Origin of the sequence: Nitrosococcus halophilus Nc 4 (assembly GCF_000024725.1) — a bacterium.
GTDB classification, from domain to species: domain Bacteria; phylum Pseudomonadota; class Gammaproteobacteria; order Nitrosococcales; family Nitrosococcaceae; genus Nitrosococcus; species Nitrosococcus halophilus.
In genome coordinates this window covers 4,039,633-4,066,013 of the sequence record NC_013960.1, presented here as the reverse complement: position 1 = coordinate 4,066,013, position 26,381 = coordinate 4,039,633, and the positions used below count along the sequence as shown (strand labels likewise).

The 26,381-nt window shown below is 51.8% G+C and carries 19 protein-coding genes and 1 pseudogene; 13 read left to right on the top strand and 7 right to left on the bottom strand.

The annotated features are described in order from the left end of the window. Window positions 1-25 precede the first annotated feature (25 nt). The 7 genes from atpD (at window position 26) to NHAL_RS19110 (ending at window position 10,786) form a co-directional block, all read left to right on the top strand. Complete coding sequence (gene atpD, locus NHAL_RS19140; protein WP_013034805.1) at window positions 26-1,402, top strand: F0F1 ATP synthase subunit beta; 1,377 nt, start codon at window positions 26-28, stop codon at window positions 1,400-1,402. Between the two features lie 24 nt (window positions 1,403-1,426). Next, window positions 1,427-1,858, top strand: coding sequence for a F0F1 ATP synthase subunit epsilon (locus NHAL_RS19135; protein ID WP_013034804.1), 432 nt, complete (start codon window positions 1,427-1,429; stop codon window positions 1,856-1,858). A gap of 183 nt (window positions 1,859-2,041) precedes the next feature. After that, the gene (gene glmU, locus NHAL_RS19130) at window positions 2,042-3,415 is read left to right on the top strand and encodes a bifunctional UDP-N-acetylglucosamine diphosphorylase/glucosamine-1-phosphate N-acetyltransferase GlmU (protein ID WP_013034803.1); all 1,374 of its coding nucleotides are present in this window, start codon (window positions 2,042-2,044) and stop codon (window positions 3,413-3,415) included. A 33-nt stretch (window positions 3,416-3,448) separates the two neighbouring features. After that, complete coding sequence (gene glmS / locus NHAL_RS19125; protein WP_013034802.1) at window positions 3,449-5,284, top strand: glutamine--fructose-6-phosphate transaminase (isomerizing); 1,836 nt, start codon at window positions 3,449-3,451, stop codon at window positions 5,282-5,284. A gap of 44 nt (window positions 5,285-5,328) precedes the next feature. Beyond that, window positions 5,329-6,243 carry a carbohydrate kinase family protein gene (locus NHAL_RS19120; protein ID WP_013034801.1) on the top strand — a complete coding sequence of 305 codons (915 nt, stop codon included), beginning with the start codon at window positions 5,329-5,331 and terminating at the stop codon, window positions 6,241-6,243. Beyond that, window positions 6,243-8,402, top strand: coding sequence for an HAD-IIB family hydrolase (locus NHAL_RS19115; protein ID WP_013034800.1), 2,160 nt, complete (start codon window positions 6,243-6,245; stop codon window positions 8,400-8,402). Before NHAL_RS19120 ends, NHAL_RS19115 begins: the two co-directional genes overlap by 1 nt. Then, a complete protein-coding gene (locus NHAL_RS19110; RefSeq protein WP_013034799.1) occupies window positions 8,402-10,786 on the top strand; it encodes a sucrose synthase in 2,385 nt (794 codons plus the stop codon). The genes NHAL_RS19115 and NHAL_RS19110 overlap by 1 nt, the downstream gene beginning before the upstream one ends. A gap of 54 nt (window positions 10,787-10,840) precedes the next feature. Here NHAL_RS19110 and NHAL_RS19105 read toward each other — a convergent pair. Beyond that, a pseudogene (locus NHAL_RS19105) lies at window positions 10,841-11,938 on the bottom strand (Do family serine endopeptidase); the annotation flags it as partial. Window positions 11,939-12,122: 184 nt separating this feature from the next. On the opposite strand from NHAL_RS19105, the gene gcvT reads away from it, so the two are divergent. Further along, window positions 12,123-13,238 (top strand): glycine cleavage system aminomethyltransferase GcvT, encoded by a 1,116-nt coding sequence (gene gcvT, locus NHAL_RS19100; RefSeq protein WP_013034797.1) that lies wholly within the window; start codon window positions 12,123-12,125, stop codon window positions 13,236-13,238. Here the strand turns inward: gcvT and argH are convergent. Beyond that, the gene (gene argH / locus NHAL_RS19095; RefSeq protein ID WP_013034796.1) at window positions 13,235-14,635 is read right to left on the bottom strand and encodes an argininosuccinate lyase; all 1,401 of its coding nucleotides are present in this window, start codon (window positions 14,633-14,635) and stop codon (window positions 13,235-13,237) included. The two genes, gcvT and argH, sit on opposite strands and share 4 nt — an antisense overlap. Window positions 14,636-14,835: 200 nt before the next feature. On the opposite strand from argH, the gene hemC reads away from it, so the two are divergent. The 4 genes from hemC to NHAL_RS19075 are packed head-to-tail and all read left to right on the top strand — an operon-like array spanning window position 14,836 to window position 19,457. Then, window positions 14,836-15,768 (top strand): hydroxymethylbilane synthase, encoded by a 933-nt coding sequence (gene hemC / locus NHAL_RS19090; RefSeq protein WP_013034795.1) that lies wholly within the window; start codon window positions 14,836-14,838, stop codon window positions 15,766-15,768. Beyond that, on the top strand, window positions 15,761-16,558 hold the full coding sequence (locus NHAL_RS19085; RefSeq protein ID WP_013034794.1) for a uroporphyrinogen-III synthase: 798 nt from the start codon (window positions 15,761-15,763) through the stop codon (window positions 16,556-16,558). Before hemC ends, NHAL_RS19085 begins: the two co-directional genes overlap by 8 nt. After that, window positions 16,555-18,174: a uroporphyrinogen-III C-methyltransferase gene (locus tag NHAL_RS19080; RefSeq protein WP_013034793.1), complete on the top strand. Its 1,620-nt coding sequence runs from the start codon at window positions 16,555-16,557 to the stop codon at window positions 18,172-18,174. The genes NHAL_RS19085 and NHAL_RS19080 overlap by 4 nt, the downstream gene beginning before the upstream one ends. Then, window positions 18,171-19,457 carry a heme biosynthesis protein HemY gene (locus NHAL_RS19075; protein ID WP_013034792.1) on the top strand — a complete coding sequence of 429 codons (1,287 nt, stop codon included), beginning with the start codon at window positions 18,171-18,173 and terminating at the stop codon, window positions 19,455-19,457. Before NHAL_RS19080 ends, NHAL_RS19075 begins: the two co-directional genes overlap by 4 nt. A 478-nt stretch (window positions 19,458-19,935) precedes the next feature. On the opposite strand, the gene minE is transcribed toward NHAL_RS19075, so the two are convergent. The 5 genes from minE to hemA all read right to left on the bottom strand — a co-directional run bounded on the left by minE (window position 19,936) and on the right by hemA (window position 24,360). After that, a complete protein-coding gene (gene minE, locus NHAL_RS19070; protein ID WP_013034790.1) occupies window positions 19,936-20,241 on the bottom strand; it encodes a cell division topological specificity factor MinE in 306 nt (101 codons plus the stop codon). Between the two features lie 6 nt (window positions 20,242-20,247). Next, the gene (gene minD, locus NHAL_RS19065; protein ID WP_013034789.1) at window positions 20,248-21,057 is read right to left on the bottom strand and encodes a septum site-determining protein MinD; all 810 of its coding nucleotides are present in this window, start codon (window positions 21,055-21,057) and stop codon (window positions 20,248-20,250) included. 37 nt (window positions 21,058-21,094) lie between these two features. Continuing rightward, entirely contained in the window at window positions 21,095-21,823 is a 729-nt protein-coding gene (gene minC / locus NHAL_RS19060) for a septum site-determining protein MinC (RefSeq protein WP_013034788.1), read from the bottom strand. Window positions 21,824-21,993: 170 nt separating this feature from the next. After that, window positions 21,994-23,085, bottom strand: coding sequence for a peptide chain release factor 1 (prfA, locus tag NHAL_RS19055; protein ID WP_013034787.1), 1,092 nt, complete (start codon window positions 23,083-23,085; stop codon window positions 21,994-21,996). 12 nt (window positions 23,086-23,097) lie between these two features. Beyond that, complete coding sequence (hemA, locus tag NHAL_RS19050; RefSeq protein WP_013034786.1) at window positions 23,098-24,360, bottom strand: glutamyl-tRNA reductase; 1,263 nt, start codon at window positions 24,358-24,360, stop codon at window positions 23,098-23,100. A 266-nt stretch (window positions 24,361-24,626) separates the two neighbouring features. Between hemA and NHAL_RS19045 the strand changes: the two genes are divergently transcribed. After that, window positions 24,627-26,363, top strand: a complete 1,737-nt coding sequence (locus NHAL_RS19045; RefSeq protein ID WP_013034785.1) for a tetratricopeptide repeat protein — start codon at window positions 24,627-24,629, stop codon at window positions 26,361-26,363. Window positions 26,364-26,381 lie beyond the last annotated feature (18 nt).

Sequence of the window (26,381 nt, the reverse complement as noted above, 5' to 3'; positions counted from 1 at the left end):
CTATTATCGCTAAGAGGAACAGATTATGAGCACCGGAAAGACTGTGCAGATTATTGGCGCAGTAGTTGATGTGGAATTTCCACGTGAATCTATGCCCAAGGTGTATGATGCCCTGAGGATCGATGACGTGGGTTTGACCCTGGAAGTACAGCAGCAGCTTGGGGATGGTGTCGTTCGCACCATTGCCATGGGAAGCTCCGATGGTTTGAGCCGGGGAATGGCGGTGACCAATACCGGATCGCCAATCTCGGTGCCGGTGGGGGCTAAGACGCTAGGTCGGATCATGGACGTGCTAGGTGATCCTGTGGACGAAGCAGGGCCAGTTGGCGAAGAAGAGCGCTGGGCGATTCATCGTAAAGCGCCTACCTATGAGGAGCTATCCCCAGCCACGGAGTTGTTGGAAACCGGTATTAAGGTGGTTGACCTCATATGCCCCTTTGCTAAGGGGGGTAAGGTCGGCCTGTTTGGGGGTGCCGGGGTGGGTAAGACTGTCAACATGATGGAACTTATCCGTAACATTGCGACCGAGCATGCTGGCTACTCGGTATTTGCAGGCGTTGGTGAGCGTACTCGGGAAGGCAATGACTTCTATCACGAGATGAAGGAGTCCCAGGTTCTCGATAAGGTTTCCCTTGTCTATGGGCAAATGAATGAACCCCCTGGAAACCGTTTGCGAGTAGCTTTGACCGGGCTGACTATGGCGGAATATTTCCGTGAAGAAGGCCGTGACGTATTGTTGTTTATCGATAATATCTACCGCTATACCCTGGCGGGTACGGAGGTCTCAGCGCTTCTTGGCCGGATGCCCTCGGCGGTGGGTTATCAGCCTACGCTGGCGGAGGAAATGGGGGTTCTGCAAGAGCGCATTACCTCAACCAAGACGGGGTCTATCACCTCTATCCAAGCGGTCTATGTGCCTGCGGATGATCTCACTGATCCCTCGCCGGCGACGACCTTTGCCCATTTGGACGCTACGGTGGTGTTGTCCCGTCAGATTGCAGAACTTGGAATTTATCCAGCGGTGGATCCCCTGGACTCGACCAGCCGCCAGCTTGATCCCCTCATTGTGGGACAGGAGCATTATCAGGTCGCCCGGTCGGTGCAAGGCAATTTGCAGCGCTATAAGGAGCTTAAGGACATTATCGCCATTCTCGGTATGGATGAGTTGTCGGAAGAAGACAAACTTATCGTGGCCCGGGCGCGAAAGATCCAGCGTTTCCTTTCTCAGCCTTTCTTCGTGGCTGAGGTGTTTACGGGCAGTCCCGGTAAGTACGTACCCCTCAAAGAAACCATCCAAAGTTTCAAAGGTATTGTGGAAGGTGAATATGATCATCTACCGGAGCAGGCCTTTTATATGGTGGGTACTATTGACGAGGCAGTAGAAAAAGCTAAGAAACTCTAATCGGGAACGCGTGAGGAGAAGGGAATGGCCATGACTATGCATGTGGACGTTGTGAGTGCCGAGAGGGAAATCTTCTCCGGAACGGCCAATATGGTGTTCGCACCCGCAGAGATGGGTGAGGTGGGTATCATGCCTCGCCACACCCCTTTGCTGACCCGGCTTAAACCTGGGGAGGTCCGAGTTCAGCGTCCGGAAGGCCAGGAGGATTTATTTTATGTCTCCGGTGGGTTGCTTGAGGTCCAACCCCACGTGGTTACGGTGTTGGCGGATACTGCCCAGCGGGCCACGGATATTGATGAAGCCGCTGCCCTTGCCGCTAAACAACGGGCAGAGGAGGCGCTCCGTAACCGAGAAGGGGAAATGGATTATGCCCGAGCCGAAGCCGAGCTTGCTGAGGCTATTGCCCAACTCAGAGCCATTGAGCGGGTGCGCAAAAAGCTCGGCCAAAGAAGGTGAGCAAATTTTCTTAAGGAAATAAAAAAGGCCGTCAATTGACGGCCTTTTTTATTTCCATATCCTGGCCTAATATAACACTCAAGAAACATAAAAATGATAATTCATAATGCTGGTTTTCAATCTTGAGTAAACGCTCAGGGGGAAATAAGTACTCTCCCATCAAGCCTAATTAGAGGGGAAATAGTGGCTGTTAGCGTTATTATCTTGGCAGCGGGGCAAGGAACCCGCATGCGTTCAACCTTGCCAAAAGTGCTCCATCGACTCGCGGGTCGGCCGCTATTGAGTCATGTGATTGCAAAGGCACGCCAGCTCAATCCAGAGCAGATTAGTATAGTCTACGGTCATGGCGGAGAAACCGTTCCAAAGGCTATTGGGGTAACCGATATTGCTTGGGTGCGGCAAGAGTCCCAACTTGGCACGGGCCATGCCGTGGCTCAGGGATTGCCCCATGTCAACCCGGAAGCATTGCTACTAATCCTTTATGGGGATGTTCCCTTGGTCGAGGTTCAGACCCTCCAAAGCCTGCTTGCCACGGCTGGCGAGGGGGGAATAGGGCTACTTACGGTTGAACTGCCGCATCCTAAGGGCTATGGCCGAATTATTCGGGACAGGTCGGGAAGGATATCTAAAATTGTTGAGGAGGCTGATGCAAGCCCGGAGCAACGGAAAATCCGGGAAGTCAACACGGGCATCATCGCTATAGAGGCTGGTTATTTAGGACAGCTCATTCCCAAGCTTAGCAATAACAATGCTCAGGGAGAATATTACCTGACAGACATTATTGAGCACGCTATTGCCGACAATCATAGGGTTGAGGCAGTCTCAGCAACCGATCCAGTGGAGGTGATGGGTATCAATGATCGCGGGCAGCTGGCTCGTTTAGAGCGCGCTTACCAGGCCCGAGAGGCGGCCCGTTTAATGGGGGAAGGGGTTAGCCTCAGTGACCCAGCCCGCTTTGACCTGCGAGGAGAGCTGGAGGTGGGACAAGATATTGATATTGATATTAACGTAATTTTTGAGGGTCGCGTAGCCCTTGGTGACGGAGTGACAATCGGGCCTAACTGCTATATCCGCAATGCAGTGCTGGGGGAAGGGGTTGAGGTGCTGGCGAATTGCGTCATTGAGGACGCCACCATTGATGCCTATGCTCGGATTGGTCCCTTTGCTCGTATCCGCCCTGAAACAAAGTTAGGTGAGGGGGTACATGTGGGCAATTTTGTGGAAATTAAAAAATCCACCATCAACCAAGGTTCTAAGGTTAATCACTTGAGTTATATTGGGGATGCTACTATCGGCAAGGATGTCAACATCGGCGCGGGTACCATTACCTGTAATTACGATGGCGCTAATAAACATCATACAATTATTGAAGACCATGCCTTTATTGGTTCAGATACTCAGATTGTGGCCCCGGTGAAAATCGGTACAGGTGCTACCATTGGTGCCGGCGCGACAATTACCCGGGATGCACCTCCTGGTGAATTAACCCTAAGTCGGGTGCCGCAACAAACGCGCTCTGGATGGAAGCGGGCTACTAAAAATAAGAGTGATGGATAATCTGGCCTAAAAACAACAAGGGAGGATGGGGCAATGTGTGGTATCGTCGGAGCGGTTGCGCAGCGGGATGTGGTTCCCATCCTACTGGAAGGGTTGCGGCGTTTGGAATACCGCGGTTACGACTCGGCAGGGATGGTTGTCATTGATGGGGGAAGTGCGGACCTGCGGCGGGTGCGGCGGCGAGGCAAAATAGTAGAACTTGAGCAGGGCCTTTCGGGTGCCGCCCTGAACGGTCCCATAGGTATTGCTCATACGCGCTGGGCGACTCATGGCGAGCCTAGCGAAGCCAATGCCCATCCCCATATCTGTCGGCAGACGGTGGCCTTGGTTCATAACGGTATTATTGAAAACTACGAAGAACTGCGAACGCAGCAACGGACTGCCGGTTTTGAATTTACTTCAGACACTGATACGGAGGTCATTGTCCATCAGATCTATCACTACCTAGAGCAGCATAACAATCTCTTGGCGGCAGTCCAGAATGCCCTCGAAGACCTTAAAGGGGCCTATGCCTTGGGAGTGATTTCAGCGAGGAAGCCCGACCATTTAGTGGCGGCTCGCCGGGGTAGTCCCCTGGTCATTGGGATAGGGATTGGGGAATACTTTATTGCCTCTGATGTAGCCGCTCTGCTTCCGGTGACACAGCGTTTTATCTTTTTGGAAGAAGGGGATATTGCCGAGTTGACCCGGGAGGGCGTGACCATTTACGACGCCAGGGGTCGGCGGGTGGAGCGGCCAATCCGGGAAAATAAACTCCGCGCCGATGCCATAGAGCGGGGAGAATTCCGCCACTATATGCTCAAGGAAATTTTCGAGCAGCCCCGGGCAATCGCGGAAACCCTAGAAGGCCGGATTAGCGAGCAGCGGGTTTTGGATGAAGCCTTCGGGCCTAAGGCAGGAGAAATATTGGACAAAATCCAATCCGTGCTGATCCTGGCCTGTGGGACCAGTTACCACGCGGGTATGGTTGGCCGTTACTGGCTAGAATCCATTGCCAATATTCCTTGCCAGGTGGAGATCGCCAGCGAGTTTCGCTACCGTCGCCCCGTCGTTACCCCTGACACTTTGGTGGTGACTTTGTCCCAGTCAGGGGAGACCGCTGATACGATTGCCGCCCTTAAAGAAGCTCAGCGGTTAGGGTTTGGTCCCAGTTTAAGTATCTGTAATGTTCCAGAAAGCTCGTTGGTTCGAGAATCTGATTTGGTTTTAATGACACGGGCGGGTCCTGAAATTGGCGTGGCCTCCACCAAGGCTTTTACCGCCCAGTTGACAGCATTGCTACTTCTGGTCATCGCCTTGGGACGGCGTCACGGATTAGCTGCGGGGGAGGAAGCGCGCCTAGTTTTCCAGCTAATGCTTCTCCCTGCCCGAGTAGAGCAGATATTGCAGTTGAGTCCAGCTATTGAGGAACTTTCCCAGCAATTTGCAGAGATTCGGAATGCCTTGTTCCTGGGGCGGGGGACCCATTACCCTATTGCAATGGAGGGGGCCCTCAAGCTCAAAGAGATTTCTTATATTCATGCCGAGGCTTATCCTGCGGGGGAGCTAAAGCATGGTCCCCTGGCATTGGTAGACGCAGATATGCCGGTGATCGCGGTCGCGCCTAATGATCAGGTTTTAGAGAAATTGAAGTCTAACCTGCAAGAAGTTCGGGCCCGCGGTGGTCAGCTCTATGTGTTTGCCGATCAGGCTGCAGAGGTCAAATCTGGTCCTGGGATGAAGGTCTTGGAGATGCAGCCGGTAGAGGATGAGACTGCCCCCCTGATTTACACTATCCCATTGCAATTGTTGGCCTATCATGTTGCCGTGATTAAGGGGACAGACGTGGATCAGCCTCGTAATCTGGCCAAATCTGTTACTGTCGAGTAGGCTTTAGGGAGTTCTTGAACTTGGAAATTTAGATTATAGAGACTATGGAAGAGCAACCATTGCCGCGGCCTTTTGTCTTTGGGGAAGTGCTTTTCGATTGTTTTCCCGATGGAGCCCAGGTGTTGGGGGGAGCCCCTTTCAACGTTGCTTGGCACCTGCAAGGTTTGGGATTAGCGCCTCTGTTGATTAGTCGGGTGGGTACCGATGAACAGGGTCAACAGGTGTTGGCTGCAATGGAAAAATGGGATATGGATTGCAGCGCTATTCAACAGGACCCTATTCATCCCACAGGCAAAGTAGAGGTTACCCTCCAGGGGGGGCAGCCCAGCTTCAATATCCTCCCTAACCAGGCCTACGATTTTATTGATCCCGCTTCTCTCTTAAAAGTGTTATCCGGTGAAGCTCCTCCCTTGCTTTATCGGGGCACATTGGCAGTACGTTCTTCTACCTCCAGAAGCGCACTGGAAACCCTGTCAAAGATTGGTAATCCGCCGGTTTTCCTGGATCTTAATCTTCGTTCCCCCTGGTGGCAGCGTGATTCAATGGAGCAAGCCTTGCATACTGCTCGTTGGGCTAAGCTCAATGATGCCGAGTTGTTTACCCTCCTTGAAGAGAGAGCTGAAAACCAGGAAGAGCTGGTAAAGCTGGCCCAGTCGGTTTGCCATCGTTTCCAGTTGGAGTGGTTACTGGTTACATTAGGCGAAAAAGGGGCGTTGCTGGTGACAGCAGACAATCAATCCCATTGGGCCGAAGCCAACTCCGTTAAAGTAGTGGATACGGTGGGTGCAGGTGATGCCTTTAGCGCGGTGATGATACAAGCGCTTCTACAGGATTGGCCACTTAAGCAGGCTCTAGAGAGAGGGGTGGATTTTGCCGCTACGGTCTGTACGATGCAGGGGGCCGTGACCCAAGATCCCCAGTTCTATGCTAGGGCTATGGCCAGCTGGCAGGAGATCTAATGAAGCACCCTGATGGTTTGTACATTGTTTTAATCAGCATCCATGGGCTTATTCGCGGCCATGAGCTAGAGCTAGGCCGAGATGCCGATACCGGTGGACAGACCAAATATGTCATTGAATTGGCGCGGGCGCTTGCGGAAAATCCCCAGGTGAGCCGGGTCGATTTATTAACGCGAAGAGTCATTGATCCTAAAGTAGACAGGGATTACGGGGAATCGATAGAACATCTTTCCTCTCGGGCCCAAATTATACGCTTATCCTGCGGCCCGCGCCGGTATCTACGTAAAGAGGTCCTCTGGCCTTATCTGGGCAGTTTTGCCGATTATGCCCTTCAGCACATTCGTCGCGTCGGCCGCCTGCCCGATGTCATCCACTCCCACTATGCGGATGCCGGTTATGTGGGGTTACGCCTGTCAGGCCTGTTAGGCATCCCCTTGGTGCATACCGGACATTCCTTAGGCCGAGTAAAACATCAACGGCTTCTTGAAGGGGGGACTAGCAAGGAGAGCATTGAGGCTCGATACAATATAAGCCAACGGATCGAGGCCGAAGAGCAGGCCCTCGGTGCTGCCGCTCTGGTCGTTGCCAGTACTCAGCAGGAGGTGGATGAACAATATGCCCTTTACGATAATTATCAGCCAAAGCGGATGGTAGTGATCCCCCCAGGCACTGATCTGGAGCGGTTTCATCCCCCCTCTCGTTTCTGGCGTAATCCACCGATTGAGGGGCAAATCAATCGTTTTCTATCCTACCCCCGTAAGCCCATGATCTTAGCTTTGTCCCGGCCGGATGCGCGGAAAAATATTGCGACTTTAATCCGCGCCTATGGGGAAAACCCGGCCCTGCGCCAGAAAGCTAACTTGGCCGTGGTGGCGGGTAACCGAGATGATATCAGCACCATGGAGAAAGGGCCGAGGACGGTGCTAAAGGAGATATTGCTATTAATTGATCGCTACGATCTTTATGGCAGTATTGCCTATCCCAAGCACCATGATATTAGTGACGTCCCAGACTTATATCGTTTGGCGGCCCGGTCCAAAGGTATTTTTATCAATCCGGCGCTAACCGAACCTTTTGGCCTCACATTGATTGAGGCAGCCGCTAGTGGCCTGCCTGTTATTGCTACCCATGACGGGGGGCCCCAAGAAATATTGGAACACTGCAAGAATGGGAATCTCATCGACCCCTTGGATGCAGATCGCATGGGTGAGGTGCTGCTTGAGGCCCTTTCTGATCGCAGCCGGTGGCAGCGTTGGGCAAAAAATGGCCTTAAGGGAGCCCATCAACATTATTCCTGGCCAGGGCATGTGACAAAGTATTTGCGCGAGGTAGGCAAAGTCATCCGGAAGGCGAAAAAACCGAGGCTCCAGGCGAAAAAAAAGAGCCGCTTGCCCGTTTCCGAAAAAGTCCTGGTCTGCGATATCGATAACACCTTAACCGGAGATAGGGAAGGCCTGCGCAATTTATTTAAAAACCTTAAGGAAGCGGGTACTGAAATCGGTTTTGGCATTGCCACGGGAAGAAATTTCACCAGTACCCTGAAGGTACTTAAGGAATGGGAAATTCCTTTGCCGGATCTTTTGATCACGGGGGTAGGGTCTCAGATCTTCTATGGACCCAATCTGGTGGAGGATCAAAGTTGGCAGCAGCATATCCGTTACCGCTGGAAACGGGAGGCCATCCTCGAGGCAATGGGTGATGTCCCCCATCTCCGTTTTCAGCCCCGTAGTGAACAGTTGCCTTGCAAAATCAGCTATTACGTAGACCCTAAAAAAGGAATCGATCTAGCGGCGATTGCTCGCCATCTGCGGCGACTGGATTTGAGTGCCAATATTATTTACTCCCACCAAGCTTACCTGGATTTATTGCCGGTGCGGGCTTCCAAAGGAAGCGCGGTCCGTTTTTTTTGCGACAAATGGGGCATCCCCCTAGAGCACCTTCTGGTGGTAGGTGACTCCGGCAGCGATGAGGAAATGTTGTCCGGTAACATCCTAGGGGCGGTAGTGGGTAACTATAGCCCTGAGCTTGAACATCTGCATGAGGATCCAAGCATTTATTTTGCCAAGGGGCACCATGCCTGGGGGATTTTAGAAGCTTTAGAGCACTACGGTTTTATTGAACAGGAGAGGGTGGTAGCGGCCAAAGAAAGGGCAATATAATGGAATTGGTTGATTTCGTGGGCAAGCATAGGGACGTGGTTTACTTATTGTTGCGCCGCTATTTGGCCCTCCAAAAGCCTTTTTTGCTGAGATCCGACCTTATCGATGAGTTCGATAACTTCTGTGATGAGAAGGAGGTAGGGTCGGTACTCCGCAATTCCCCCTTGGCTGCTATGATTCAAGCCGTTCAGGAGGCGGCAGTGGATCCCGAGTGGATTTATTTGTCGATACGTCCTGGAATCGCAAGCTGGGAATATTACCGCATTCATGCAGAGGTCATCCAGATTGAAACGGTGACCATTTCCCAATTTCTAGAGTTCAAGGCGCGCCTAGTGCTCGGTCCTCAGCAGGATGAGCCATGGCCGCTGAAGGTGGATATGGGGCCCTTCAACCGGGAGTTCCCCCGCCTTAGTGAGACTCGTTCCATTGGCCGCGGAATGGATTTCCTCAACCGGCATCTTTCTAGCCAGTTATTTAAAGAGCTGGAAACAGGAGGACAATGTTTACTCAACTTCTTAAGTGTCCACCACTGCCGGGGACAACCCTTAATGTTGAATGATCGTATCCAGGATTTACGGGGATTACGCCGTGCCCTGCGCCGGGCGGTGGATTTTCTCGGTGGCTTCCCAAAGGCTGCTGAATGGGAAGCCGTGGGGCATAAATTGCAGGAGTTGGGGTTTGAGCGTGGTTGGGGTGGGACTGTGGCTCAGATGGAGGATTCCTTTAGCCTCTTAATGGATATTCTCGAAGCCCCGGATCCGGGCAATTTGGAACGTTTCCTAGCCCGTATTCCGATGATTTTCAATATCGTTATTCTTAGCCCCCATGGGTATTTTGGCCAAGGCAATATTCTGGGATTGCCAGACACGGGGGGGCAAGTGGTCTATATCTTGGACCAGGTTCGGGCTCTAGAGAAGGAAATGCGCCGCCAGCTAAAAGAGGAGGGGCTTGATATTGAGCCCCAGATTTTAGTGGTGACTCGCTTGATCCCGGAGGCCCAGGGCACCCGTTGCGATCAACGCTTAGAAGCCATTGTCGGGACGGAAAATGCCGCTATCTTGAGAGTGCCCTTTCGCAGTGCCGCTGGCGAAGCACTGCCCTATTGGCTCTCCCGCTTTGAGGTTTGGCCTTACCTTGAACGCTACGCCATGGATGTAGAAAGAGAAATTCTCGCCGAGCTTGAGGGAAGCCCGGATCTTATTATCGGCAACTACTCGGACGGAAACCTGGTGGCTACTCTCCTTGCCCACCGTCTGCGGGTGACCCAGTGTAATATTGCCCATGCCTTGGAAAAGACCAAGTATCTTTATTCCGATTTGTATTGGCGGGAAAATGATGCCCAGTATCATTTTTCCTGCCAATTTACCGCTGATTTCATTGCCATGAATAGTGCTGATTTTATTATCACCAGTACTTATCAGGAAATCGCAGGGGATCGGAGCAGCGTGGGTCAGTATGAAAGCTATGGTGCCTATATTTTGCCCGGCTTATATCAGGTGGTTCAGGGGATTGATGTCTTTGATCCCAAATTCAACATTGTCTCCCCCGGTGCCGATGCGGAAGTTTATTTTCCCTATAGGGAGAGGAAACGGCGTTTAAGGGGATTGCGTCGGGAAATCGAAGAGTTAATATGGGGCAACGGGCGACCTGATGCCCGCGGCAGGCTCCAGGATAAGGGCAAGCCGTTGTTGTTTACCATGGCGCGCCTTGACCGAATCAAGAATATCACCGGTTTGGTGGAATGGTACGGACGCTGTGAGCGGTTGAGAAAACAAGTCAATTTGGTGGTGGTCGCCGGCTATGTGGATGAGGCGCAATCGGCAGACAGCGAAGAACAGGCGCAAATTGCCCGCATGCATCAGTTGATGGAAGAATATGAATTAGATAACCAAGTACGCTGGTTAGGAACTTTGCTGCAAAAAAATTTGGCGGGAGAGCTTTACCGTTTTGTCGCTGATTCCCGCGGCGCTTTTGTTCAGCCGGCACTCTTTGAAGCCTTTGGCTTGACGGTGATAGAGGCAATGAGCAGCGGATTGCCTACTTTTGCCACTTGCTATGGGGGACCCTTGGAGATTATCCAGGACGAAATATCAGGTTTTCACATCAATCCTAACCATGGTGAAGAGGCTGCTGGCTCCATCGCCGACTTCTTCGAGCGCTGTCAAGTTGAGCCTGAATATTGGGAAAATCTTTCCCAAGGCGCATTGCGGCGGATTAGACGCCGTTATACTTGGGATCTTTATGCCGAGCGGATGATGACCTTGTCTCGCATCTATGGTTTTTGGAAATATGTGACCAACTTGGAGCGGGAGGAAAGCCGTCGTTACCTGGAGATGTTCTACAATCTGCAATTTCGCCCTCTTGCTCAACAGATGGAGCACTAACCTCAAAACCCCTTTTTTTCTCCACTACAACCATTAAGAATAAGGCGCTATTTTTCCAGGTGCCGATGTTGTCGTGATTTTCTTAATGGTGATGGTCAGGTGGATCTCTTTCCCATTACGGAGTACGGTAAGATTGATTTGTTTCCCTGCCCGAGATAGACCAATTAAGTTGCGCAGTTGGTCGGCGTTGTGAACCGGCTGATCATCGACGGCCACGATAATGTCGCCTACCTCAAGTTCACTTTCTGCGGCTGCCGAGTTGGGGAGAACTTGAACAACTACCGCTCCCTGACGAATATCGATACCGAAAGCCTTAATCAGCTCAGGTGTCAGATCTTGGACAGCAATCCCGAGCCGACCACGGTGCACCTCACCATACTTAAGGAGTTGTTCCATAATTTCCCGAGCCATATTACTGGGAATAGCAAAGCCGATGCCCACATTGCCGCCATCGGGGGTAAAAATAGCCGTATTGATCCCTACCAGCTCTCCCCGGAGATTGACCAATGCCCCACCTGAATTGCCAGGGTTAATGGAGGCATCGGTTTGAATAAAATTTTCATATCCTTCGATTCCAAGGCCGCTGCGGCCTAAGGCGCTGACAATTCCTGAAGTGACGGTTTGCCCAAGGCCAAAGGGATTGCCGATGGCAATCACGAAGTCCCCTACCCGGAGAGTATCGGAATTGGCCATGGGCAAAGCGGTAAGATCTTGAGCGGGAATCTTAATGACCGCGATATCGCTAGGGGGATCGGTACCGACTACCTTTGCGGAAAGTTGGCGCCCGTCACGGAGGGTAACCGTAATCTCATCGGCTTTATCAATCACATGATTATTGGTGAGGACAAGGCCTTCGCGGGCACTGATGATGACTCCGGAGCCAAGACTTTGCCGGGGAATCGTTTTAGGGGAGTCGGGTGGATTAAAGAAAAAACGGAAAAAGGGATCTTTGAATAAGGGATTTCCAGGAACAGGCGTTCGGTTGCGAGTTGCAATGTTGACCACGGAGGGGGTAGCCTTCTCGAGCATGGGTGCAAGGGAGGGAAGTTCCTCTGAATCCTCGAACAAACTCAAGGGCAAACCAGCGTTAGCGCTGGGGTTCCCAAGGGCGATACTCAGCAGGCCGACTATAAAGAATTTCCCGATCCTCAAGGTTCTTTAACTCCTTCAATTACTTACCTTGCCATTAAATCCACGTCTTATTACCATCTGAAAAACTGTTTGATATCGGCTATCACTCAGAGGTGATGCCGGCAACAGCAGCGGTTGTGGAAAGATAGCCTTCCATCCCCTTCTGGGCTGTGTCATAGTTAATATACATGAGGAGGAGCTTGTAATGGGAAAACATACCGCGATATTTGAACAGCACCGCTCAGCAGGGGGTCGGTTGGTGGATTTTGCCGGCTGGGACATGCCCCTGCATTACGGCTCACAGGTGAGAGAACATCAGGAAGTGCGCCGGAGCGCTGGGATATTTGATGTTTCCCATATGGCGGTGATTGATCTCAAGGGGGAGAAGGTACGCCCTTTTTTACGCCGCTTGCTGGCCAATAACGTGGATCGTTCAACCGTCCCTGGAACAGCACTTTATAGCTGCATACTTAATGAGCAGGGGGGGGTGATTGATGACCTTATTGTTTACTTTATGGCAGAGCAGAAATTCCGTATCGTGTCTAATGCGGGCACCCGGGATAAAGACCTGACTTGGATCGAAACCCAGGCGGATCCTTTTGATGTTCAAGTGGAGGAACGATCTGATCTGGCAATGATTGCCGTACAAGGACCTGAGGCGCGCACCAAAGTCCATGAGCAACTGCCAGAAACCTTAAAGGAAAAGGTTTCTAGCCTGAAGCGCTTTCAGGCGGTGTGGGAGGATGAACTCTTTGTTGCCCGTACGGGCTATACGGGGGAAGATGGTTATGAATTGTTGCTACCTGGGGCCAAGGCCCAAGACTGGTGGCAACGCCTGGTGGCCAGTGGCGTGACACCCTGTGGTCTTGGCGCGCGGGATACCTTGAGGTTAGAAGCGGGCATGTGTCTTTATGGCACCGATATGGATGAGACGACGACCCCTCTGGAGTCGGGTCTTGGATGGACCGTTGCATGGGAACCCACCGAGCGGGATTTTATCGGTCGTGATGCCTTAGAAGCCCAGCAAGCTGCCGGTTGCCCCCGCCAGTTAGTGGGCTTATTGCTCCAGGGAAAGGGCCTTATGCGCAATGGACAGCGGGTAGTCACTCCCGTAGGTGAGGGGGTAATCACCAGCGGCGGGTTTTCTCCTAGCTTAGAGCGATCCATTGCCCTTGCCCGGGTGCCTGCCGAAGCTAAGGGTCCCTGTGAGGTCTATATCCGGGATCGGGCGGTGGCGGCCACTATTGTCAAGCCGCCTTTTGTTCGCCAGGGGCGTGCCTGCCTCCCTCCAGAGCTGATGGGACAAATCGAGGCCAGTTAGGGTTGGGGGCTTAGTTTCCTCCGCGCCCGTTGGATGGCAGCGCGTACTTGGGTAGGCGCGGTGCCTCCTAAATGGTTTCTTGCCGCCACCGAACCCTCCAATGTGAGGACTGAGAAGACATCTTCCTGGATAAGAGGGGTAAAGCTTTGGAGGGTTTCCAGATTGAGTGCGGCCAGATCCTCGCCCTGTTCAATGGCATGGGCGACGGCTTTGCCTACTATTTCATGGGCATCTCGGAAGGAAGCGCCTTTACGCACCAGATAGTCAGCGAGATCAGTCGCAGTGGCATAGCCTTTAGCGGCTGCTTCGCGCATTTTATCGGAATTAGCTTTTATGGCCGGAACCATATCGGCAAAAGCCCGCAGGGATCCCAGGAGAGTGTCAATAGTATCGAATAGGGGCTCTTTGTCTTCCTGGTTATCTTTGTTATAAGCAAGAGGTTGGCTTTTCATTAGGGTGAGAAGACTGATGAGGTGGCCGTTGACTCGGCCTGTTTTTCCTCTCACCAGTTCTGGAACATCAGGGTTTTTCTTCTGGGGCATAATAGACGATCCCGTACAGAACCGATCCGGGAGAGTGACAAAGTCAAACTGGGCTGAGGACCATAGCACTAATTCCTCAGCAAAACGGGACAGATGGGTCATGAGGAGAGCACCAACAGCGGTAAATTCAATGGCAAAATCCCGATCGGAGACTGCGTCCAATGAATTCTCTGTGATAGCCTCAAAGCCCAGCAGTTCGGCCGTATAGGCGCGATCGATAGGAAAGGTGGTTCCCGCTAGGGCCGCCGCCCCCAAGGGCAGGATATTCACCCGGCGGCGGCAATCCGCAAGGCGTTCGTTATCCCTTGCCAGCATTTCGAACCAGGCCATCAAGTGATGACCAAAGGTCACGGGTTGTGCCGTTTGCAGGTGGGTAAACCCTGGCATGATCGTTTCTGCCTCGCGCTCGGCTAGATCTAGCAAGGCTTCTTGCAGGTGTCTCAGTTGGGTTGCAATGGCATCGATGGCATCACGTAGATACAAACGGATATCCGTGGCAATCTGGTCATTTCGAGAACGGCCTGTATGCAGCTTTTTGCCGACGGGACCAATACGCTCGGTAAGGGCGGCCTCGATATTCATGTGCACATCTTCAAGCGTGACGGACCAGGAAAACTGTCCCTTGTCGATGTCTTGGGCAATGGCTTCTAAGCCCTGCACAATGGCCTCGGACTCCTCCGTAGAGAGCACCCCTACTTTGCTTAGCATGTGCGCGTGAGCGATAGAACCCCGGATATCCTGTCGATACAGTCGGCGGTCAAAGCCGACAGAGGCGGTGAATTCTTCAACAAAGGCATCGGTGGGTTCATTGAAGCGACCGGACCAGGGTTTACTGTGGGTAGTGTCGTGACTCATATAAAATAGCATTCTCCGCGTGTTGGAAGTGGAAAAGTTTTGGGTATAGGGGTATCTTGCGGTAATTTTACGCCAAATATCCGTCTTGGTGCTGCATTCGGATAAGGTCTGTATTCAAGCTTTGCAATTCCATACCCGGTCCCATTTCCTCTTTAAAGCAGCTTTAGCCTATTAAATCGATATAAAATGGTGTTTATATTATGAGTGCAAAGACTTGTCTTCGTATTGCCACACGTAAGAGTCTCCTTGCTTTGTGGCAAGCTGAATATGTTGCTGATACATTGCGTCATCACCACCCTGGCTTGAGTGTAGAATTGGTTCGAATGAGCACCCAGGGCGATAAAATCTTGGATACTCCCCTGGCCAAGGTAGGTGGTAAGGGATTGTTTGTTAAGGAATTGGAACAAGGTCTGCTTAGCGGAGAGGCCGATATTGCCGTTCATTCCATGAAAGATGTACCAGTGGTTTTGCCGGAAGACCTCCACATCTCGGTAATTTGTGAGCGAGAGGATCCCAGGGATGCTTTTGTCTCCAACCACTGGCAGCAATTGGATAGTCTTCCGGAAGGTGCGCGCGTGGGAACTTCGAGCCTACGCCGACAAAGTCAAGTACGCGAACGTCGCCCAGACTTCCATGTTTTGGATCTGCGCGGTAATGTTAATACCCGCTTAGCCAAATTAGACAACAATGAATTTGATGGCATTGTTTTGGCGGCTTCGGGTTTAAAACGTTTAGGGCTGACTGACCGAATAACAGAATTGCTGGCCCCTGAGGTCAGTCTTCCTGCTATCGGCCAGGGGGCTATTGGCATTGAGTGCCGAAAGGGCGATACCGCTACGGAGGAGCTATTAAAAGTGCTTGAACATACCCCAACGCGGACTACCATTCGTGCTGAACGGGCGTTAAATGAGCGGCTTGCGGGTGGCTGCCAAGTTCCCATTGCTGCCTATGCTGAACTTGATGGTGAGCGGCTGCGATTACGTGCTCTGGTGGGACAACCGGATGGGGGTAAAGTCATTCGAGGTGAAATGTGGGGAACGCCTGAGGAAGCAGAGGTGTTAGGGGTATCCCTGGGCGAGGATTTGCTGCGGCGGGGGGCGGATAAGATCCTGGCGGAGGTCTACGGTGACTGAAAAGGAGACCCTCTCACGGCAACGGCTTGCGGGTCAGTGGATATTGGTCACCCGTCCTGCAGAGCAAGCTGAAGGGTTATCTCAATTAATCGAAGCCGAAGGAGGGCAGGTTTTGCGCTTCCCGGCGGTGGAAATTGGCGATCCCAAGGAGCCTTTTGCGGTAGAGGAGGTTATTCGCCGCTTAGAGGGTTTTCATTGGGCTGTGTTTGTGAGTGTTAATGCAGTCAAACGGGGGTTGTCGTGGGTACTTTCCCGGCGAGAAGTGCCAGCAGATCTTAAAATTGCAGTGGTAGGGCAAGCTACTGCCCAGGCTTTGGCCGCCTTCGGGCTGCATCCCCACCTTTGCCCTACCTCCGGCTATAACAGCGAAGCGTTGCTCGCCATGGATGAATTGCAGCATATGAAAGGGAAGCGGGTAGTCATTTTCCGCGGCAGTGGAGGACGGGAGCTTTTGGCGGGAACGTTGGCCAAGCGTGGTGCCCAAATTGAATATGCTGAGGTGTACCGCCGCAGCTTACCTCCTCCATCAGTGGCAGCCAATCTCCGCCAAGCCCTGGCGCACCGTCCCCTCGATGTAGTGATTACCACCAGTAAAGCCGTTTTAGAAAATCTTTGTTATCTGGTCGGGGAACCTCTGTTAGAAAAACTTCGCCTGACCCCCCTTGTAGTCATCGGCTCGCGGCAAGCGCAGCAAGCAAAAGAGCTTGGATTTACCCAAATATGGGTGGCACAGGAGCCTAGCGATACCGCTCTTGTCCAGGCCATCATTGAACATGAGGATAAATTATGAGTGATGATAAAGAAGAAAACTTGCCAGGACGTCGACGCGCGAAAGGAGCACACCGCAGCAAAAAGAAGCAAAAGAAGGCCGGCTCATCAGCAGAAACAACATTTAATGAGGTTAACTCAGCGGTAACGGGGGAAGCCAATGCAAAAGCCCCGGAGCCAGAAAGGCCAGAAACCCAGCCTACTGCACCCAAAGCAGAATCCACAGTGGAGAGTCCTGAGGAAAAGGGGGTTTTTTCTTCAGAAACAGAAAGTAATCAACCGGCTTTTGTAGCGCCAGGAGGAACTATGGGTAACTCCTCTGACAAACCTTCACCAGAAGCGGCCTCAGAAGAAAGTGATTTCCAAAAAACAAAGGAGGCGGAGCAGGAATCAAAAACTCTAGAACCAGAACAGCCAATGTCCGAGGGAGTTGCTGCAGGGGCAGCAGCAGAAGCTTCCCCAGCCGAGGGTGAGGATGGCAAGCCGGCGTTTAAGCCTTCTAAAGCGCCGGCAAGCGATGGCCGTGGCCGAGGCAGGTCTATGGCAGGGTTTATGATTCTGGCCGTTGCCCTCATTTTAGTTGCTGCGGGGGATGCCTACTACGCGCGCTCCTTGGCGGAGAAGGAACGGGAGGCGCGAGAGGCCCTCTCTAAGAAATTGACGGAACAACTAGATAGTCAAGTAGATTCCCGAGTAGCCTCCCAGGTGGATGAACGGCTTGCGGGCAGAGAAGAACCCCTCCAGCAAGCGGTTAGCTCCTTGAAGGGAGAACTTGAGGGGAATGCCAATGAGCTTGAGATGATCCAGAAGGAAATGGCCGCTCTGGAATCCGCTCTGCGTATTCTCCGCACGGAAATAGAACAGGGCCCGCAGCCTGGGAATTGGGACATTGCCGAGGCTGCTTACCTCATGCGTATCGCCAATGAACGGTTGCAATTGGAACGGGATGTAAACACCGCGCTTGTGGCCTTGCAGACGGCTGATCAGATTCTCCGCGAGGTGGCCGATCCGGCGTTAACGCCAGTGCGAGCTAAATTAGCGGAAGAAATCAGTTCCTTAAAAGCGGTGCCCGTTCCTGACATTGATGGCATGGCGCTATCTCTTACTAGCCTCATTGATCGGGTAGAAGAATTAGAACTCAAAGAAACGGTGTTAGAGGAGCCGACGTCGACTCCAAAGGTGGAAGAGCAGGCCTCTGAGCAGGCGCCGGAAGCAGAAGGGAATACTTATATCGCTAAGGCCAGGGAGTTTTTGCAGGTTATCTGGAGCGATCTCAAGAATTTGGTCGTCGTCAGGCGCCGAGGTGAAGGGGAAGGGGGAGGTATTCCCATATTACCACCGGAAGAGCGCTACTTTCTCTACCAAAATCTGCGGCTTGAATTAGAATCAGCTCGGCTGAGCCTATTACAAAAAAATGAGGGTAGCTTTCGGCAAAGTCTCCAGCTAGCTCAAAGTTGGTTGCAGACTTATTTCCAAGGGCCTGAAGCTAAGGTTATGGAGGACACCCTCGTTGAGCTGGAACAGACGGCAATTAAACCCGCGTTACCAGAAATTTCTGGATCGTTAAAGGCGTTGGAGCGGGTGCAGGAGCATATTGGGCCGCAAGCTGCCGGAGGTGGCGAAGGAGGTAAGGCATGATGAAAGCAGTGATCTTTGGCTTGATTGTTCTGATCCTGGCGGTAGGTTTGGAACTGCTCACCCATGATGACTCCGGTTATCTCGTTGTCGGATATGGCCAATGGATGGTGGAAACAACTCTGACTCTGGCAGTGATTGTGGCAGGGTTAGCCTTTATCGGAGGATACTTAGCCCTGCGCTTTTTTTCCAACATGTGGCGAGCCCCCCAGCGGCTAGGAGAAACACGGCAACGGCGGCGGAACTCGCGCGCGAGCAAGATGTTGATTGAAGGTTTGATCGACATAGAGGAAGGGAATTGGGATCGGGCAGAGCGTGCCTTGGTTAAGGATATCGCTCATAGCAATACCCCGTTACTCAATTATATTGCCGCTGCCCGTGCTGCCCAGAATCAAGGCGCTTATGAGCGGCGAGATCATTATTTAGATTTGGCCCGAGAGACTACGCCTGCCGCTAATTTTGCCGTCGAACTTGCCCAGGCGGAACTACAGATTAGCAGTGGGCAGTTTGATCAGGCATTGGCTACGATAAGACATCTGCGGGCTTTAGATCCGAGACACCCCCAGCCACTTAAATTGCTAAAATCTCTTTACTCCCAACACCGAGATTGGGGCCAGTTGCTCGGCTTGTTACCAGAATTACGCAAGCGGCGCTTAGTGAATAAGGAGGAATCCCAGTCATTAGAAGTGATGGCCCATGTGGAGCTTTTGCAAGAGGCTGCTCGCAGCGAAAGCGATGCTTATTTGATCGAGGCATGGAAAGCAGTTCCCAACCGCCTGCGGAGACATCCCCGGATTGTGGCCGCCTATGTCTATGCTCTTCTTGAGCGTAATGAGCTAGATCTGGCGGAACAACTTCTCCAGGAAACCTTGAAAAGGAATTGGAGTGATGAATTAATCTATCTTTATGGATTGGTTCGGTCATCGGATCTGGTGGCACAGCTTACGCGGGCAGAAGCTTGGCTCTCCCAGCAAGGAAACAACCCTTGGTTATTGCTCACTCTGGGGCGGCTGGCGCAATATAATGGTTTATGGGGCAAGGCGCGGCAATATCTAGAAACCAGTATTGCTTATGCCCCCAGGCCAGAAGCTTATCGTGAATTGGGGAAAGTGTTGGAAGAGATAGGCGATTCTGAGGCGGCACTTGAGTGTTATAGTAAAGGATTGTCTATGACTACCGGCGGTGTGACGGAGGAAGGCGGCAAATTCAGTTTGCCGGAAGCAGCACGGGAGGTTTCCCTGCCCCTTAGGGAGCCTACTCCTCAGCTGACGGGGCCCGCTAGTTAGTCACGTTTAGGCAAATTCTAAATCATCTTAAGGGTGGCTCCCAATTCCTATAGGTGTGGCGTATGTGAGCTAGAACGATAAGTAAGCCAGGGATATGAAGTCATTTAGGATGTCGTCGTGGGTTTCCTTCTGAGCGAACTGAAGGAATGGCGCGCTCGCAAGAAAAGGTGTGCAGCTTTATGGCAGGCGCTAAACGCCGAGATCGAATTCTATAAAGAACGAGCTAACACATATGCAGTCACTCGGGTGCGGAAATGCTGATGTTGAATCCTAATCATTTGCTCCACTCGGACGCAGCAAAAAGCGCCGCACTAGTAAGTTGGGTCGATAGGGGGAGCCATTCAAAAGATTGCTTGATTAAAAAAAGCGTCGAAATGCTTCTTCGCCCACATGGAAGAGAGGTAAGATTTCAACAACCTGGCAGCCGACTACTTTTGGAATAACCCAAGAAACAGCTGCTTAGACCCCTATCGAAAAGCTACTGCTTAGAGGAGCAATGGCTCTCGGGTAGAGGAGGAGTATCGGGCATATCGGGCATATCGGGCAAGTGGATATTCAAGGCGAGAACATCCATATCGCCCTCCTGTTCCATTTGGATTTTAACGTGGTCTTCATCGACTGAGACATATTTACGAATAACCTCCAGAATGTCTTGCCGTAGTCTAGGTAGGTAAGACGGACCACATCGATCTATTCGTTCATGAGCAATTACAATCTGCAATCGTTCTTTGGCCCTGCGAGCCGAATTTCCCCGTGTTGTTCGAAAATAGTCGAGCCAACTCATTTTTAATTACCCAAAAAGCCGTTTAAAGAAGGGCTTGCGCTGGAGATGGATGAACCGGTGGGGAACATCCTCACCCAAAAAGCGACAGACCACATCCCAATAGGCCTGGCCGGCATCAGTGGCGTCATCCATGATAACAGGTATTCCCGCGTTCGAGGCTTGCAGAACCTCTTTGGACTCGGGAATGACGCCTAGCATGGGAATAGCAAGGATATCGAGTATATCATCGACGCTCAACATCTCGCCCTGCTTGACCTGCTCAGGGCTATAGCGACTGATGATTAAATGTTCTTTGACCGGTTCTTGACTTTGTTCAGCCCGCTGGGATTGACTTTGTAGGATACCAAGAATTCGGTCAGAATCGCGGACTGCTGAAATTTCAGGATTAGTCACCACCAAAGCCTCGTCTGCGAAATAGAGGGCCATGAGCGCCCCATGTTCAATACCGGCTGGTGAATCACAAACAATATAATCAAAATCAAGTTCCCGTAATTCGTCTAAAACCCGGGTGACCCCTTCCCGGGTTAAGGCATCTTTGTTACGGGTTTGAGAAGCAGGGAGTATATATAAATCTTCAATGTGCTTATCTTTAATAAGGGCTTGGTTGAGGCGCGCTTCTTGATTAATGACATTGACAAAATCATAGACTACGCGTCGCTCACATCCCATAATAAGGTCAAGGTTGCGTAGACCTACATCAAAATCAACCACTGCGGTCTTATAGCCTTGCATGGCGAGTCCTGTGGAAAACGAGGCACTCGTCGTTGTTTTGCCCACGCCGCCCTTGCCAGATGTGACGACAATTATTTTGGTCACGTTCGATCCTCCCTCGCCTGTGGATCCGCGTTTTTCATTATAGGGGTGAAATCATTAGGTGATCCTCCTGCAAATAAATTTGCACAGGACGACCCTTGAGTGACGTTTCTGCATCGTCGATTAGTTTGTAATTGCCTGCGATAGCAATCAATTCCGCTTCCAAACTTTGACAAAAGATCCGCACCTCCGTATCTCCATGGACTCCTGCCAGTGCACGCCCTCGTAAGGGGCCGTAAACATGAATGTTACCGTCTGCGAGCAGCTCTGAGCCAGGGCTAGACTGGGCTAGCACCACAAGATCACATTCCCGGGCGTAGATTTGCTGGCCTGAGCGAACGGGCCGGGTGATCATCAGGCTTTTGCGGGGAGGGGGCGGCGGTTCAGGATCCCATTGGCGGCGCTGAGGCCTAGAATTATCAGCATTTCCAAATGAGGAGTATTCAGCAGGATCGTTCCTAAGTAAAGCCAGCCCTGCTTGGATTGCCGCTTCTTGTTCCTTTGCCTCGGCATTACGCACCCCTATGGGCACTAGTCCATGTTTAATGAGCGTGATCTTGAGCCCAGTAAAATCAAGCAGGGCCTCGCTGCTATTCAAGTCCTTAAGGTCAATGATAATGGGGGTATTGGAAAAGAAGCCGGGGGCAATTTTGACTTTGGCCGCAAGCTCACGGGTTATTCGCCCCATGTCCGTATCCTGCAATCGCAGTACGCTTAGGGTACATAGCTCACCTTTAAGTTCAAAAGCACGCTTTGGATCAGAGACCATGGATGACATAAAGCGGTAATTGCAGGTAAGAGCTGCTAGCTCTGCATTTGAAATTACCGGACTGATAAAAAATAAATTTTGAGAGAAGCACTTTTTATACAGGCGTGGATGCTGAAACGCAAGGGGAAAAGCGGAATTCCCATCTCCTGTTTCCCAAGGCTTCCTGCTCCCTATCTGTATTCATCACCTAACGCCGCCAATTGATCGGCTTGGTATTCTGCAATCAATGGATCAATCACCGCATTGAGATGGCCTTCTAAAATTTCATCAAGCTTATAGAGGGTTAGATTGATCCGGTGGTCAGTGACCCGCCCCTGGGGAAAATTATAAGTGCGAATTCGCTCCGATCGGTCTCCGCTGCCTACAAGGCTGCGTCGGGTTGCGGCTTCTTCGGCCGCTAATTTGGTTTCCTCCTTCGATTTTAGCTTAGCCCGCAGTAGTGACATTGCCCGGACGCGGTTCTTATGCTGGGAACGTTCGTCCTGACATTCTACGACGATCCCGGTAGGAAGGTGGGTGATCCGAATGGCCGAGTCGGTTTTGTTGACATGCTGTCCGCCTGCCCCGGAAGCACGAAAAGTATCAATGCGCAGATCCGAGAGATTAATGTCAATGTCATCAATTTCCTCAGCCTCAGGCATAATGGCAACGGTGCAAGCGGAGGTATGAATCCGCCCTTGGGATTCGGTTTGGGGGACCCGTTGGACACGGTGGCCGCCAGATTCAAACTTTAAACGCGAATAAGCGCCCTCGCCCACGATTCGTATAATCACTTCCTTATGCCCTCCATATTCTCCAGGGCTATCACTGATGATCTCTTTCCGCCAGCCCCGCTGTTCGGCGTAGCGCAAATACATACGCAAGAGGTCACTAGCGAACAACGCGGCCTCATCGCCGCCAATGCCCGCACGAATTTCTAAGAAAATATTACGTTTATCATTGGGGTCAGAAGGTAGCAGAAGGGTTTGCAGTTCTTGGTCGAGTTGTTCAAGTTTCCTCTCTGCTTCGGCCACCTCTTCCTGGGCAAGGGTCCGAAGTTCTGGATCCTGATCCTTGAGCAGTGCTTTAGCTTCGTTAAGGGCGTTTTGAGTCTCTTCAAAGTCTCGAAAACAGCCAATGACCGGCTCTAGTTGGGCATATTCCTGGGAAAATTCGCGAAATTGCTTTTGATCGTTAGCTATCTCCGGCTCAGCTAATAGGGCAGCTAGCTCTTGCTGTCGCTCAGCCAAGTTTTCTAGCTTACTCCGAATAGAGTCCTTCATGGACAGATCTCTTTAAGCTTTAAAATGATTAACATCGAAAATTTTAAGTGCGGTTTGTAACGCCAACTCATCGCCTGCCGCACCCAGGCTCCGTAGTTGCCTACTGGGCGCATGTAATAACTTGTTCGTCAAGTTATGGGCCAGCATGGTTAATACTTCGTTAGGGTCATGACCTTGGGCCAAGCGGCGGCGGGCCTTTTCTAAGGCCTCTTGGCGCAGTTGATCGGCTTCCTCACGGACAGCGCAGATGACCGGTACAGCATCTTGGGCTCGCACCCATTCCATGAAATGCTCCACCTGGGTGTCAATAATTTCCTCGGCCTGTAGCGCCGCTGCCTGGCGAGAGCGGAGGTTTTCTTGGACGACCTCTTGCAAATCGTCTACGTTGTAGAGGTAGATGTCCTGCAACTCTCCTACTTCAGGCTCGATATCCCGAGGGACGGCAATATCCACCATAAAAATAGGGCGATGCTTGCGGACCCGCAAAGCTCGTTCCACAGCACCTTTACCCAGAATAGGCAACTGGCTCCCAGTGGAGGAGATAACGATATCCGCCTCCGCTAGGTGCTTCGGTATCTCCGCAAGGGGAATAGCATAGCCGTTGAATTGGCTAGCCAACTGATAGGCTTTTTCAAGATTCCGGTTGGCTACGATGATATGGCCCACCCCATTCGTAAACAGATGGCGCGCTGCCAACTCAATAGTCTCCCCCGCCCCAATAAGAAAAGCGGTGGTGGAACCCAGGTCGCCAAAAATTTGTTTTGCTAAACTGACTGCGGCAAAAGCCACCGAGATGGGACTGGTGCTAATTGCTGTGTCGGTGCGAACCTGTTTGGCTACATAAAAGGTGTGTTGAAATAAACGTCCCAGGACGCGGCCAAGGGTTCCTGCTTCCAAGGCATAGCTATAAGCCGCCTTAATTTGGCCTAAGATTTGGGGTTCCCCAAGGACCATGGAATCCAGGCCGCTGGCAACCCGAAGCAAGTGGCGTACCGCCAAGTGATCGGGATGGGTATAGAGACAGGTCTCAAGGGTCTTGGGCTGCATGTGATGATATTGATGTAACCATTCAATAATGGCCTCCTGCTGCCCCGGTACACAGCCGCAGTAAAGCTCAGTCCGGTTGCAGGTAGATAGAATGGCCGCTTCTTTGGCACCACTGTAGCCCACTAGTTCCGTCAGCGCTGAGGGTAGATGTTCTGGCGTAAACGTGATCTGTTCTCGGATGGCTACCGGTGCAGTTTTATGGTTGACACCAAAGGCAAGCAATTGCATAGGAATAAGAAGAAGCGCTGTTTAGTTCTGGTATTGGGTTAATCTTAACAGAGCGCGTATTCTCATTTAGGTTCGAAATCGTCCTTCGCCTGGAACCAGGGTACGCGCCGGGACTCTCACTTTAAATAAGTTTAATCGCATTCTCATAGGGGACCTTAAGATTAAGTATGCGAAAATATTATGCAAGTTAATCCTATATACTACCAAAAATGAAGCGCATTATTCGCATCTATGGAATATAGTTTCCAGGAGTGATGGAGATATAGATGAAGCAAGCTCCTTACCGATTAGTTATTGGGTTGATGTTGCTCCTGCTTGTAGTAGGCTGTGCTACCCCGGAGGCACGCCCAGTAGCCATAGAGAATAGCACAGGACTGCCGGCAGAAATGGCGGTGCCTGAAAAAAGGTACCCCTCTGTTGAGCTGAGTTCTGAGTTGCTCTATCAATTGCTTTCCGCTGAAATTGCAGGCCAGCGCGGTCAAATCGGTTATGCCATGAGAAACTACCTGCAGGCGGCGGAGGATACCCGCGATCCCCGCTTGGCTGAACGGGCAACCCGTATCGCCCTCTTTGCCCGGGAGATCCACTATGCCACCCGGGCGGCTAGGTTATGGGTGGAGACGGATCCGGGCAATAGGGATGCTCGCCAGGCTTTGACCTCCTTGCTCCTTGGGTTGCAACGATACGATGAGGTTGAAAACCACCTAGAGCATTTAATTCTCTTGAGCCCGGAAGTAAGGGAGCAAATTTTTTTGAAAGTGGCGACCATGCTAGCGGGGAGTGCGGACCCAGAAACGGCGTTAACCTTAATGGGCAATCTTTCAGCCTTTCAAGCTCGCGATCCAGATGCCCTCTATGGTTACGCCTATCTGGCTTTGCAGCTAAATCAACTGGATATTGCCCTGGGCACCGTAGAGCAGGTGATTGCCCAACGCCCGGAGGCAGATAGGCCTCTCATCATGCGGAGTCGAATTCTCCAGCAGCAGGGCAAGGAGGATGTGGCCCTGGAATCATTGGAAACCGTCATTGAGAAGGGAGAAGCAAGCTTTCCCCTACGCTTAGCCTATGGCCAAATACTGATGGAAGCCAATCGGTCGGCTAAAGCTCAGGCCCTGTTCAGGGAGCTAGAACAGGAGCAGCCCGAGAGCCCGGACGTCTTGATAGCCCAGGGCCTTTTAGCTATGGAACAGTTGGAGTATGAACGGGCGAAAAATTACTTTCAGCGGTTACTCCAAATAGGTGAGAGTGCCGCGCAAGCCCGCTTTTACTTGGGACGGTTGGCTGAATTACAGGGCGATCCCCAGAGGGCCATTAAGTGGTACGGCTCAATTACCAGAGGTGGGCTGGTGGTGGATGCCCAGGTCCGCCAAGCGGTAGTGATAGCACGGCAGGGCAATATGCAAGCTGCACGCCAGCGCTTGCAATTATTAAGCAAAAAATTTCCTGAGCAGGCCGCACGCTTTCAGCTTGCAGAAGGAGAGATCCTGGTCAATGCCGAGCGCTATGGGGAGGCGATGACCCATTATGATGACGCGCTGCAAGAGCGGCCGGAGGACACCAACCTGCTCTATGCTCGCGCTCTGGTGGCGGAAAACCTCGGCCGGCTGGATATTCTTGAACAGGATTTGCAACTGATTCTAGAGCTGGATCCCAATAATGCCGAGGCGCTTAATGCGCTCGGCTATACGCTTGCGGATCGAACTGAGCGTCTTGAGGAAGCTTTGCACTATATTTCCAGGGCAATGGAACTACAACCCAACAATGCTTTTATCCTGGACAGTATGGGCTGGGTGCATTATCGCTTGGGGAATTACGATGAGGCGGAAAAATACTTGCGTGAAGCGATAGAGCTTCGTAAGGACCCCGAGATTGCTGCCCATTTGGGAGAGGTGTTGTGGATAAAGGGGGATAAGACGGGTGCTCGCCAGGTCTGGCGTCATTCTTTGAAAACGAACCAAGGCAGTAAAGTGCTCCTGGAAGTTATGCAGCGCTTTCAGGAATGAGCCAGGGCAAGGTTTCAC